Below are 12,117 nucleotides of genomic sequence, written 5' to 3' on the forward strand. Positions count from 1 at the left end.
GGTCAGTCACCTGCCAGGTTGAGACCGCCCCGGCGCCGCATCAGGAACGCGGTGAACACCATGGACAGGGCGAACAGGACCAGGGCGACGACACACGCGGAGCCGTAGTCGAAGCGCTGGAAGCCGAGGTTGTAGACGAGCTGCGGGAGGGTGAGGGTCGACTTCTCGGGATAGCCGGGCTCGAACTGGGTGCCCGCGCCCTGGATCACGCCGGAGGCGACCTTTCCGGCGATCAGCGGCTGTGTGTAGTACTGCATGGTCTGGATCACGCCCGTGACCACGGCGAACATCACGATCGGCGAAATGTTGGGAAGGGTCACGAACCGGAATCGCTGCCACGCCGACGCACCGTCCAACTCGGCGGCCTCGTACTGCTCCTGCGGCACGTCGAGCAGTGCGGCCATGAAGATGACCATCAGGTCGCCGATGCCCCACAGGGCGAGCAGGGTGAGGGCGGGCTTGGACCAGTTGGGGTCGTTGAACCAGCCCGGGCCCGGTATGCCGACCTTCTCGAGGATCGAGTTGACCGGGCCCGTACCGGGGTTGAGAAGGAAGGCGAAGGCCATCGTCGCGGCCACCGGCGGGGCGAGGTAGGGCAGGTAGAAGAGGGTGCGGAACACTCCCGTACCCGTCTTGATCTTGGTGATCAGGAGGCCGACGCCCAGGCCGAAGACGACCCGCAGGGTCACCATGATCAGTACCAGCCAGAGGGTGTTGCGCAGGGCCGGCCAGAAGAAGGGATAGTGCTCGAAGACGTACGTCCAGTTCTTCGTTCCGCTCCACGTCGGCGGTTTGAAGCCGTCGTAGTGCATGAAGGAGAAATAGACCGTCGAGATCAGCGGGTACGCGAAGAAGACCGCGAAGCCGATCAACCAGGGCGACATGAAGGCGAGGGTGCGAAGCGCCGACCTGCGGCGCTTCGACGCCAGGGTGATCGTGGCCATTACTTCGCCTGTGCGATGTCCGTGTCGATCTGTGCGGCCGTCTTCTTCAGGCCCGCCTTGAGGTCGGTGACCTTTCCGCTCTCGTAGTCGTAGCCGAAGTTCTGGATCGTCGCGAGGTACACGCCGCCGTTGATGGAGGCGGGAGACGTCGTGGAGTTCGGGTTCGCGGCGATTTCCAGGAACGTCTTGAAGCGCGGGTCGTACTTCAGCTTCGGGGACTTCAGCGCGGCGAGCGTCGAGGGCACGTTGTGGATGGAGTTGGAGAATCCGACCACCGCGTCGGTGTCCGTGGAGATGTACTTCACGAACTCCCAGGCCGCGTTCTGCTTGTGGCTGGTGGCGGCGATACCGGCGATGGTGCCGGTGATGTAGCCCTTGCCGTACGTGCTGACCTGGTCGTCCGGGACGGGCAGGGGGGCCACGCCGATCTCGAACTTCGGCTTGGCGTCCAGGGCCATTCCCAGCCGCCATTCGCCGTCCAGCTGCATGGCCACCTGACCGGTGTGGAAGGGGTGCTTGGGGCCCCATTCGTCACCGAGCTTGGAGCGGTAGGTCTCCAGCTTCTTGAAACCGCCGAGTTCGTCGACGAGCTTCTTCTGGAGCTTGAACCCGGCCTCGAACGCGGGGTCGCTGGCGAGGCTCGACTTGCCGGCCTTGTTGAAGTACGTCGGGGAGAACTGCCCGAAGTAGTGCTCGGTCGTCGTCTCCCAGCCGTGGTAGTCCGGCATGAAGCCGAGCTGCTTGTAGCTGTCGCCCTGAGTGATCGTCAACTTCTTGGCGTCGGCCTCGAATTCGGACCAGGTCTTCGGCGGGCTGGTGATACCCGCCTTCTCGAACGCCGTCTTGTTGTAGTAGAGCCCGTACGCGTCACCCAGCAGCGGCACCGAGCAGCGGTTTCCGTCGAACTGGGTGTACTCGTTCATCGCCTTCGGGAACGTCGTCTCCGGGTCGATGTCCGCCTTCTTGAAGAAGGGGTTGAGATCGACCAGCGCGCCGGACGAGCAGAACTTGCCGACGTTGTTGGTGGTGAAGGAGGAGATGACGTCCGGCGCCTTGTCGCCGCCCGTCCGCAGGGCCTGGTTGATCTTGTCGTCCGTCATGTTGCCGACGACGTTCACATGGATGTTGGGGTGCGCCTTCTCGAAGCCGGCGACCAGGGACTTGACGGCCTTCACTTCGTTCGGCGCGCTCCAGGCGTGCCAGAAGTTGATGGTCGTGTCCTTGGACGCGTCGTCGTCGGCGCTTGAGGAGGACTGGCCGGTACAGGCGGTGGCGAGCAGGGCGAGGGAGGCGGACGCGGCGAGAGCGACGGCCGCCTTCCGGGACATTCCGGGCATGGCAGGGTCTCCCAGGGACAGGGCAGGGGATGGTGAGGGAAGGCGGGGGGTGAGTACGGGGTCCGTACGCGGTGCGTACGGGGTTGTCAGCGCGAGGTGTCGAAGACCTCGTCGCGGGTGGTCGCGAGCGCGCTCTCCAACGCGCCGCGCAGCACAGGATGTTCACGGACGTCGCCGACCACGAGCCGGGGACGGGAGGCGGCCAGCTCCTCCAGCTCGGCCTGGACGAGGGTGCGCAGCACCTCGCCGCCCGAGGTGAGCGCGCTGCCGCTGAGGACGACGAGTTCGGGGTCGAGGACGGAGACGAGGGAGGCGAGACCGGTGGCGAGGTGCGTCGCGTACGTCTCCAGGAGCCGCCGGTTCAGGACGGTGTCCTCGGTGGCGGCCCGTTCGACGAGGGCGGCGGCGACCTCCGCGTACGGGCCCGAGGGGATCTCCCCGATGCCGAGTTCGCGGGCTAGGTGCGGGATGGCCTGGGAGCCGGCCAGCTCCTGGTAGCCACCACTGTTGGCTTTGGTGACGTGACGGACCAGGGGTGCGCCCGGGACCGGCAGGAAACCCACCTCGCCCGCGCCGCCCGTCCAGCCGCGGTGCAGCCGCCCGCCGAGGACGAGGGCGGCACCGAGGCCCCCCTCGTTCCACAGCAGCACGAAGTCCTCGTGGCCGCGGGCCGCGCCGAGCCGCTGTTCGGCGACGGCGGCGAGGTTGACGTCGTTCTCGTACTCGACTGGCATCGGCAGCGCGGCGGCGAGTTCGTCGAGGAGGGTCGGGGTGTGCCAGCCCGGGAGGTGGGAGGCGTAGCGCAGCCGGCCGGTGTTGGGGTCGAAGGCGCCGGGGGTGCCGATGACGAGGCGGTGGACGTCGTCGCGGGCGAGCCCCGCCGCCTTCACGGCGCCGTCGAGGGCGTCGGTGACCTGCCGGACGACGGGCTGGGTGGGCCGCCTTCCGGGGGTCTGGAGCTCGAACGACCCCACCGTGCGGCCGGTGACGTCGGCGACGGCGGCGAGGATGCGCTCCGGGGTGACGTCGAGTCCGGCGGCGTACGCGGCGGCCGGATTGACCTCGTACAGCTGGGCGTTGGGGCCGGGGCGTCCCTCGGTGGTGCCGGTGGCGAGGACGAGGCCGGCCGCTTCGAGGCGGGCGAGCAGTTGGGAGGCGGTCGGCTTGGAGAGGCCGGTGAGCTTGCCGATCCGCGTGCGGGACAGTGGCCCGTGCTCCAGGAGGAGGTCCAGGGCGGCGCGGTCGTTCATGGCGCGCAGGACGCGCGGGGTGCCCGGCGTACCGGCGGATCCTGCCATGTGTGTCGACACCTGCCTTTCGACTGCCCAGCTTCTCAGTGACCTGGGAGGTAAGTCCATCGGTTGATCACCGGACGATCCCCGTGCGGCCACTGACCGATCACTGTTAGGAAAGTTTCCTATTGGCTGGAAAGGAAGGTAGGCCCCGGGCGAAGCGGGCGTCAATAGGAACCGCCCCCGAGGCAACAGACTCGTTACCTGCGGGGGCGGTGGTGGGGCGGAAGTGGTCCGAGTGGGGCTCAGCCCTCGATGCGCTTCAGAACAAGGGCCCGCTGTGGGGTGGCGCCGGACGGTCGGGTCTCACTTCGCCGCCGGCCGCGGCTGGGCGATCGGCGAAGCCGCCGCTGCCTGGGGTGAGTCGGGGTTGGAGAGCACCGACGGGGCCGCCACCGCCGCCGTGGGGTCGACCGGCTCCTCGTCCAGCGGGGCCGTCGCGCCGCCCACGATGCGGATGTCGGCCGCGTCGAAGGCCCGCTTGACGCGCCAGCGCAGTTCGCGTTCGACGGTGAGGGACTTGCCGGGCATGGTCTTCGCCGAGACGCGGACCACCATCGAGTCCAGCAGCACGCTGTCCAGGCCGAGGACCTCGATCGGGCTCCACAGGAGCTCGTTCCAGGGCTCCTCCGCGCTCATCTTCTCCGCGACCTCGTCGAGGGTCGCCTTCACCCGGTCCAGGTCCTCGTTGGCCTTCACCGTCACGTCGACGCCGGCCGTGGCCCAGCCCTGGGAGAGGTTGCCGATGCGCTTGACCTCGCCGTTGCGGACGTACCAGATCTCGCCGCTCGCGCCGCGCAGCTTCGTCACGCGCAGGCCGACCTCGATGACCTCGCCGGAGGCGACGCCCGCGTCGATCGAGTCGCCGACGCCGTACTGGTCCTCGAGGATCATGAAGACGCCGGAGAGGAAGTCCGTGACCAGGTTGCGGGCGCCGAAACCGATCGCGACACCGGCGACACCGGCGGAGGCCAGCAGTGGGGCCAGGTTGATCTGGAAGGCGCCCAGGACCATCAGGGCCGCGGTGCCGAGGATCACGAAGGACGCCACCGAGCGCAGGACGGAGCCGATCGCCTGCGAGCGCTGACGACGCCGCTCGTTGTTGACCAGCAGGCCGCCCAGCGAGGTGCCGTCGACGGCCTCGGCGGTGCGGGTCATCCGCTCTATCAGCTTGGTGATCGCCCGCTGCACGACCGCTCTCAGCACCCCCGCGATCACCAGGATCAGCAGGACCCGCAGCCCGATCGCGAGCCACGTGGACCAGTTCTGCTCGACCCAGCTGGCCGCGTTCGTCGCGCTCTCCTGGGCATCCTGGAGCGACGGCACCGCCGGGGTCGCCGACCCCGAGGGGGTCGGCGACGGCGACGAACCGGCGGCGAGCAGTACGGCGGGCAAGGACACGGCGGGTACCTCCAGGTGCAGCGGTCCGCCCTCCGGCGCGTGACGCGGTCAAGGTCACGAAAAGGTCACCGGACGGGCAGGCCCACCACACTATCGGGGCACGGTGTGCGAATCCTTGCCGTCTTCTGGGAGGGGATTGTGCCCACCCCGGGATGAGCAGGTGGGATAAAGCCCTGTCCCTCCGGGGGATGAATCAGATGTGGTCGAAAACACTCCCAGCCCGTTACCGGGACATGGTGGCGCGTCCACCAGGCAAGAGGGGAGACTGACTGCAGATCGTCCCGGCGCGAGCCACGCGCCGCCGACGCCCAAGGAGGCATCCGTGCCGCATGTCCTGGTCCTCAACGCGTCGTACGAGCCACTCGGCGTCGTACCGCTCCGCCGCGCGCTCGTCCTCGTCCTGGAGAACAAAGCCGTCTCTCTCGAGGAATCCGGCGCCTTTATGCACAGCGCAACCGTCACAGTCCCCGCACCAAGCGTGGTCCGGCTCAAGCGATTCGTCCGGGTTCCCTATCGGGGACCCGTTCCTCTTACCCGACGTGCGCTCTTCGCGCGCGACGGGGGCCGGTGCATGTACTGCGGTGGCGTCGCAACCAGCGTCGACCACGTCATCCCGCGCAGCCGCGGGGGCAAGCACGTCTGGGACAACGTGGTGGCCTCGTGCCGCCGCTGCAACCACGTGAAGGCCGACCGACATCTGTTCGAAATCGGCTGGCGGCTGCGCCACAAACCAGCCCCGCCCACCGGTCTGGCCTGGCGCATCATCGGGACCGGCCATAGGGACCCGCGCTGGCTGCCCTACTTGCAGCCGTACGGCGCGGAAGACGCCATGGCCCGGATCGACGGCATCTCCGCCTGACGATCCGGGCCTTCGCATACCCCCTGGGCGCATCGCCACCAGGGCGTGCGGGCACAGCGTGTCCGGCCCGGGAGCCCCCCGTACTCCCGGGCCGGACGGTCATGCGGTCAGGTGTAGCGCAGCTCGGCCGGGTGGACCGAGCGGCGCAGCAGCGGCAGCGAGGTGGCTGCCGCCAGCAGGCAGGCCGGATAGACGGCGAGGGGAACCAGGAGCGAGTCGTACGGCACGGGCACTGCCGTGTGCGCCGAGACGATCGAGCCGTACCAGAAGCTGATCACCGTGCCGCCGAGGCCCGCCGCCGCGACCGCGGGCGCCAGCGGCACCGCCGTCTCCAGCAGCAGCGCCCGGGCCAGTACGCCGTGCGGTACCCCGGCGGCGGCCTGCGCGGCAAGGCCCCGGCGCCGGGTGGCGACGGACTCGGCGGTGCCCACCGCGAGCGCGGTCAGCATGAGCGCGAACGCGACGAGGAGCGCGGCGCCGGTCAGGTTCAGGCCGTTCTCGTAGTACCCGATCCCCTCGGCGTAGTGCTCGCCCGTGGCGTGCAGCCGCGACAACATCACCTGCCGTACTCCCATGAAGCCCGATGCCATCACCGTCACCAGCAGCACCGCGGCATGGGTACGGGCCGACGCCCACGGGTCGTCGCGCAGCCGCCCCGCCGCGATCAGCACCGCGGGTCTCCTGGCGCGGGCCGTGAGCCCCTCGCCCAGTTGCCGGGCCGACGCTCCGGTCAGCCACACCGCCACCGCGCCGACCAGCAGGGACACGGCGAACACGGTGAGCGGGGCGAGCGTGAACTCGAACGGGACCTCGTGGAAGGGGGTGGTCACGATGTACGCCACCGTCAGTACGAGCACAGCGGTCGCCACCCGGAACATCCGCCCCGGGCCCTCGGCCGGCCGCAGCCGCCGTATCCGCCCCAGGGGCGAGGCCACCACGCGGCGTAGCGCCAGCACGCTCACGGCCGCGCCCAGCACCGGCACCCCGACGGCCACCACGGCGACGCCCGCCCAGGCCAGGGGGTCGGGGCTGTGCCACAGCCGCAGCAGGGTCAGCACGGAGAACACCGTGGCCACAGCCGAACCCGCCAGGCATGCCAGCCCCGACTCCATCGCCGCGATCCGCCGCACCTGGGCGGGCGCGGCCCCCGCCAGCCGCAGCGCGGCCAGCCTGCGGTCCCGGTGCACGGCCCCGATCCGGGCGCACTGGCCGAGGAACCCGAGCACCGGGATGAACAGCATCAGCAGCGCGAAGATCACGCCGATGCGGGTGCCGGGCTCGTCCAGCAGACCGCCGCCCACGGACATGCTGTGGTGGCCGTCCAGCGGCAGCAGCACGGCGATCACCAGCCCCAGCCCGGTCGCCAGCGCCGCGCCGACAGCTGTGAGGAGCACGCGCCACCATTCGCGGCGATCCGACCCCCGGGTCAGCAGCCAGGCCAGCCGCAGATCGGTCCTCACGCCGTCACCCCCGCCGGCAGCACGGCCCCGTCACTCAGCCGCACCTCGCGGTCCGCGTACGCCGCCACCTGGGCGTCGTGCGTGATCAGCAGCACCGCCGTGCCCGCCTCGCGGGCGGTGTGCACCAGCGCCGTCATCACCTGCTCGCTCGCCAGGGAGTCCAGCGCGCCCGTCGGCTCGTCCGCGAAGACGACCTTCGGGCCGGTCACCAACGCCCGTGCCAGCGCCGTCCGCTGGGCCTGGCCGCCGCTCATCTCACCGGGCCGCAGCGCCTCCTGCCCCTGTACGCCGAACCGCTCCAGCCACTCTCCGGCCCGCTCCTGGCCGTCCGCACGCGAGGCGCCCGCCAGCATCAGCGGCAGCGCGACGTTGTCCAGTGCCGTCAGCTCCGGGATCAGCTGCCCGAACTGGAACACCACCCCGAAGTCGGTCCGCCGCAGCTCGCTCAGCCGCTTCTCCGGCAGCTGGTCGAGCCGCTCACCGGCGTACGTCACCGAGCCCGCGTCCGGGCGGACGATCCCGGCCAGGCAGTGCAGCAGCGTGGACTTCCCGCTGCCGCTCGCGCCGGTCACGGCGAGGATCTCGCCGGCGCCCAGCTCCACCGAGGCGCCGCGCAGGGCCTCGGTCCTGCCGTGCGTCTTGGCGAGATCGCGGGCCGCCAGAAGCGGCACCGTGCTGTCTGGGCTGTCCCCGTTGCTCATGCTGCGTCGACCTCCGCGGTCAGGGTGGTGAGCCGGGCCGCCGTCGTGGTCATCCAACGGAGGTCGGCGTCGAGGTGGTTGAGGGCGTAGTCCGCCGAGAGCACGGTCGCGAGATCGGCGCCCCGACCCGTCTTCACGGCCGTGAGCTCCCGCATCCGCTCCATGTGGGCGGCGCGCTGGGCGGCCAGATAGGCGGCCGGGTCGCCGCCGGACAGGATCGAGACGACGACCTTGGCGAAGATCTCGTTCGTCACGAAGGGCGCGGGCGGCGCGATCTCCCCGGCCCACTTGGCCAGTTCACGCGTCCCCTCGTCCGTCGAGCAGTACGTCGTGCGCTCCGGGCCGCCGTCGGAGTCGGTGCCCTCGACCTGGGCGAGGCCGTCCCGTACCAGGCGCTGCAGGGTCGTGTAGACCTGCCCGTAGGCCAGCGGTCGGGCCTGCGGGAAACGTTCGTCGTGCCGTCGCTTGAGGTCGTAGCCATGGCTCGGACCGGAGGCGAGCAGCCCCAACAGGATGTGGCGGGTGCTCATGGGGATCATTATGCACTCGATACATGTACTGAGTGAATAGTGGCCCGGGAAGCTCTCCGGGAGAGGAGCAGAATGTGAGGAGTGGCACCTAGTTCCTTCCTGTACGTCTGCCCTCGCGCCCACGGGGTAGGGCTGCGATGACCCGCAAGCCGCCGTACCCGACAAGGAGGCCCCCCGTGGCCGCACCGGCATACCCCCTCTCCAAACCCGTGGCGCAGCTGCCGTCCGTCGATCCCGAGCCGCACTTCTGCGTGTTCAGTGCGGAGGGCGCCTGCGCCGAGACCCCGTTGACCAGCGAACCGCCACTGCCCGACGCCGAGCCCCTGACCAGCGAGCCCCCGCTCGCCGACGCCGCGCCCCTGACCAGTGAGGCGGCGAACCCCGAGCCGGACACCACGAGGCCCTAGATGACAGCGCAGGCGCCGGCCGAACCGCCCTCCGAGGACCTGTCCCGGCTCGCCGGGCTGCACGGTGTCGCCACCTCCTACAGCCCCTCCCCGGACCGTACGGTCGCGGCCTCCGCCACCGCCGTCAGCCTCGCCCTGGCCGCCCTCGGCGTCGACGCGGGCACCGAAGAGGCGGCCCGCGCCGCGCTCGCCGCACGTGAGCGGGAACTGGCCGAGCGGCTGCTGCCGCCGACCGTGGTGCTCTGGAGCGGCGGAACGTCCCCCGCGCTCGCCGCCCTGCCGGACGGCACCCGACTGCGCATCGAGACCGAACAGGGCGACACACGCGCCTCCGCCGAGCAACTGCCGCCCGGCGTCCACCGGTTGGCGGCCACCGCACCCGACGGCCGGACCGCCGAGGCCCACCTCGTCGTGGCCCCGCCCCGGCTGCCCACGCCCACCACGCGCTCGTACGGCCTGATGGTCCAGCTCTACTCGCTGCTGTCCCGGCGCTCCTGGGGCATGGGCGACCTCGGTGACCTCGCCGAACTCACCGCCTGGGCAGGCCGTGCGCTCGGCGCCGGATTCGTGCAGGTCAACCCGCTGCACGCGGCCGTACCCGGCGCCCCCACCGACCCCTCCCCGTACCGCCCGTCCTCCCGCCGCTTCCCCGACCCCGTGCACCTGCGCGTCGAGGACGTCCCGGAGTACGCGTACGTCACGGAGCGGGAGAAGGTGCGGTCGCTGCTGGAACGGGCGGACCGACTGCGTGAATCGGTCCTGGACAAGGGTGCGCTGATCGACCGGGACGCCGTGTGGGAGCTCAAGCGGCAGGCGCTGGAACTGATCCGCGAGGTGCCGCTCGGGCCCGGGCGGCGGGCCGCGTACGTCGACTTCCTCGCCGAGGAGGGAGAGGCCCTGGAGGACCACGCCACCTGGTACGCCCTCGCCGAGGTGCACGGCTCGGACTGGAGCCGCTGGCCCGCTGCCCTGCGTGATCCCCGCTCGGCCGAAACGGCCCGCGCGCGGGGGGAGTTGATGGACCGCGTCGACTTCTACTCCCGCCTCGCCTGGCTCACCGACGACCAGCTGACGGCCGCCCAGCGCGCCGCCCGCGACTCCGGGATGCCGGTCGGGATCGTGCACGACCTGGCAGTCGGCGTGCACCCCGGCGGCGCCGACGCCTGGGCGCAGCAGGAGTACTTCGCCGCCGGGATGTCGGTGGGCGCCCCGCCGGACGCCTTCAACGCGCGCGGCCAGGACTGGGGCCTGCCGCCGTGGCGACCGGACCGCCTCGCCGAGTCCGGCTACGAGCCGTACCGCCGCCTGCTGAAGGCCCTCTTCCGCTACGCCGGCGCCCTGCGCATCGACCACGTCATGGGCCTGTTCCGCCTCTGGTGGGTCCCCCAGGGTCACCCGCCCACGGAGGGCACGTACGTCCGCTACGACGCCGAGGCCATGCTCGCGATCCTGGTCCTGGAGGCCGCGCGCGCCGGGACGGTCGTCATCGGCGAGGACCTGGGCACGGTCGAGCCGGGCGTGCGGGAGCGGCTGCGCGAGCGCGGGGTGCTCGGGACGTCGGTGCTGTGGTTCGAGCGGGACTGGGAGGGCGACGGGCGGCCGCTGCCGCCGCAGGCCTGGCGCGCCGACTGCCTCGCCACCGCCACCACCCACGACCTGCCCTCCACCGCCGCCCGCCTCACCGGCGAGCACGTCGAACTCCGCGACCGCCTGGGCCTGTTGACCCGCCCGCTGGAGGAGGAACGCGCGGAGGCGGCCGCGGACACGGGGGAGTGGCTGGGCCTGCTCACCCGCCTCTGCCTTCTGCACGGCACCGGCGGCGCCCACGGCGCCTCGGAGGAGGAGGCCGAGATCCAGGCCGTCCACCGCTTCCTGCTCCGCACCCCGTCCCGCCTGATCGGCGTCTGGCTGCCGGACACGGTCGGCGACCGCCGGCCCCAGAACCTCCCCGGCACCTGGGACCAGTACCCGAACTGGCGGCTGCCGATCGCGGATGCCGAGGGGCGGCCGGTGACGTTGGAGGAGCTGGCGGCGTCACCGCGGCTGCATGCGCTGATGGAGGTGCTGAGGGCGGGCGCGGAGGGGGACGTCCCGGGGTAGGGCGGGCGCGGAGAGGGTTTCCGCGGAGTGCGGCGGCTCTTGCGACATCCCTGGTCAGGGGCGATACGGCACCCCGGACGAGCGGCCTGAATCGGCCTTCGATATTTTTGCACCGTGGACAAGAAGAACGCCCTGCGCGCCGGCGCCCTGGCTGCCGGTACGACGCTGATGATGCTGCTCATGTCGTCCCCCGCGCTCGCGCTGGCCCGCGACGACGGCGACGACCCCGGCTCGGGCCTGAGTGTCATCGACACGCTGGGCCTCTACGTTGCCGCCCCCATCGTCCTGTTCGCGGTCATCGCGGGCCTGGTGATGGTCCTGGACAAGTCCAAGGACCGCGAGCCGAAGGCCAAGGCGAAGGCCTGACCTCACGCTGTGCCGAGGGCGCCTGCCTCACCGTGCGTCGGTGGGACGGGCGCCCTCGGTGTTTTCTCATGGGCTCGGTGCCGTCAGATACCGCTGCACCGTGGGCGCAAGCCACGCCACGATCTCCTCGGGGTGCAGCGCCACGACCGGCGGGATCCGCAGGACGTAACGGGTCAGCGCCAGCCCCAGCATCTGCGTGGCCGCGAGCCCGGCCCGCGCCGGCGCCTGCTCGCGGTCGGGGCACACGGCAAGGGCGACCGGCAGCAGCTGGTCCCGGAAGATGCCCTGCATCCGCTCGGCACCGGCCTGATTGGTCGCGCCGACCCGCAGCAGCGCCGTGAGCACCTCGTTCCGCTCCCACATGCCGAGGAAGTGCACGACGAGTGCCCGGCCGACGTCGTGCCGGGGCAGTGAACCCGGATCCGGCAGCTCCAGATCGACGGAGACCGCCGCCGCGAACAGGCCCTCCTTGTTGCCGTAGTAGCGCATCACCATCGACGGGTCGATGTTCGCGTCCTTGGCGATGGCCCGGATCGTCGCCCGGTCGTACCCGTCGGAGGCGAAGCGCTCGCGGGCCGCGACGAGGATCGCGCCGCGGGTGGCGTCGGAGCGGCGGCGGGTGCCGGAGCCGGAATCCGTGCTGCTGTCTCTGTCCCTGTCGCTGTTGCCGTCATGCATGCCAACGAGCGTAGGCCAACATGCGTAGGCCAACAAGTGTTG

General features: G+C 71.0%; 12 protein-coding genes. 4 read left to right on the plus strand and 8 right to left on the minus strand.

All coding sequences use genetic code 11. From position 1 onward, the window contains the following. Positions 1-2: 2 nt before the first annotated feature. The 4 genes from ABZ880_RS06330 to ABZ880_RS06345 all read right to left on the minus strand — a co-directional run bounded on the left by ABZ880_RS06330 (position 3) and on the right by ABZ880_RS06345 (position 4,974). Positions 3-944, minus strand: a complete 942-nt coding sequence (locus tag ABZ880_RS06330; RefSeq protein ID WP_361257736.1) for a sugar ABC transporter permease — start codon at positions 942-944, stop codon at positions 3-5. Continuing rightward, positions 944-2,281, minus strand: coding sequence for an ABC transporter substrate-binding protein (locus ABZ880_RS06335; protein ID WP_361257739.1), 1,338 nt, complete (start codon positions 2,279-2,281; stop codon positions 944-946). Before ABZ880_RS06335 ends, ABZ880_RS06330 begins: the two co-directional genes overlap by 1 nt. A gap of 86 nt (positions 2,282-2,367) precedes the next feature. Then, positions 2,368-3,579, minus strand: a complete 1,212-nt coding sequence (locus ABZ880_RS06340) for an ROK family transcriptional regulator (RefSeq protein WP_361257741.1) — start codon at positions 3,577-3,579, stop codon at positions 2,368-2,370. 300 nt (positions 3,580-3,879) lie between these two features. Further along, positions 3,880-4,974, minus strand: coding sequence for a mechanosensitive ion channel family protein (locus ABZ880_RS06345; RefSeq protein ID WP_361257744.1), 1,095 nt, complete (start codon positions 4,972-4,974; stop codon positions 3,880-3,882). Between the two features lie 322 nt (positions 4,975-5,296). On the opposite strand from ABZ880_RS06345, the gene ABZ880_RS06350 reads away from it, so the two are divergent. Then, on the plus strand, positions 5,297-5,833 hold the full coding sequence (locus tag ABZ880_RS06350) for an HNH endonuclease (RefSeq protein WP_020116449.1): 537 nt from the start codon (positions 5,297-5,299) through the stop codon (positions 5,831-5,833). 107 nt (positions 5,834-5,940) lie between these two features. On the opposite strand, the gene ABZ880_RS06355 is transcribed toward ABZ880_RS06350, so the two are convergent. From ABZ880_RS06355 to ABZ880_RS06365, 3 genes are read right to left on the minus strand one after another with little or no spacing between them, the layout of a single operon-like run. Then, positions 5,941-7,293, minus strand: a complete 1,353-nt coding sequence (locus tag ABZ880_RS06355) for an ABC transporter permease (RefSeq protein WP_361257747.1) — start codon at positions 7,291-7,293, stop codon at positions 5,941-5,943. Further along, positions 7,290-7,994, minus strand: coding sequence for an ABC transporter ATP-binding protein (locus tag ABZ880_RS06360; protein WP_361257750.1), 705 nt, complete (start codon positions 7,992-7,994; stop codon positions 7,290-7,292). The genes ABZ880_RS06355 and ABZ880_RS06360 overlap by 4 nt, the downstream gene beginning before the upstream one ends. Continuing rightward, entirely contained in the window at positions 7,991-8,524 is a 534-nt protein-coding gene (locus tag ABZ880_RS06365) for a PadR family transcriptional regulator (RefSeq protein WP_361257753.1), read from the minus strand. Before ABZ880_RS06365 ends, ABZ880_RS06360 begins: the two co-directional genes overlap by 4 nt. A 137-nt stretch (positions 8,525-8,661) precedes the next feature. On the opposite strand from ABZ880_RS06365, the gene ABZ880_RS06370 reads away from it, so the two are divergent. The 3 genes from ABZ880_RS06370 (at position 8,662) to ABZ880_RS06380 (ending at position 11,397) form a co-directional block, all read left to right on the plus strand. Beyond that, a complete protein-coding gene (locus tag ABZ880_RS06370; RefSeq protein WP_361257756.1) occupies positions 8,662-8,931 on the plus strand; it encodes a hypothetical protein in 270 nt (89 codons plus the stop codon). Further along, on the plus strand, positions 8,932-11,031 hold the full coding sequence (malQ, locus tag ABZ880_RS06375) for a 4-alpha-glucanotransferase (RefSeq protein ID WP_361257759.1): 2,100 nt from the start codon (positions 8,932-8,934) through the stop codon (positions 11,029-11,031). A 114-nt stretch (positions 11,032-11,145) separates the two neighbouring features. Further along, a complete protein-coding gene (locus ABZ880_RS06380; RefSeq protein ID WP_361257762.1) occupies positions 11,146-11,397 on the plus strand; it encodes a hypothetical protein in 252 nt (83 codons plus the stop codon). A 66-nt stretch (positions 11,398-11,463) separates the two neighbouring features. Here the strand turns inward: ABZ880_RS06380 and ABZ880_RS06385 are convergent, their stop codons facing one another. After that, complete coding sequence (locus ABZ880_RS06385) at positions 11,464-12,075, minus strand: TetR family transcriptional regulator (protein WP_361257765.1); 612 nt, start codon at positions 12,073-12,075, stop codon at positions 11,464-11,466. Positions 12,076-12,117: the final 42 nt, after the last annotated feature.

It is taken from the genome of Streptomyces sp. NPDC047043 (genome assembly GCF_040644055.1).
Taxonomy (GTDB): domain Bacteria; phylum Actinomycetota; class Actinomycetes; order Streptomycetales; family Streptomycetaceae; genus Streptomyces.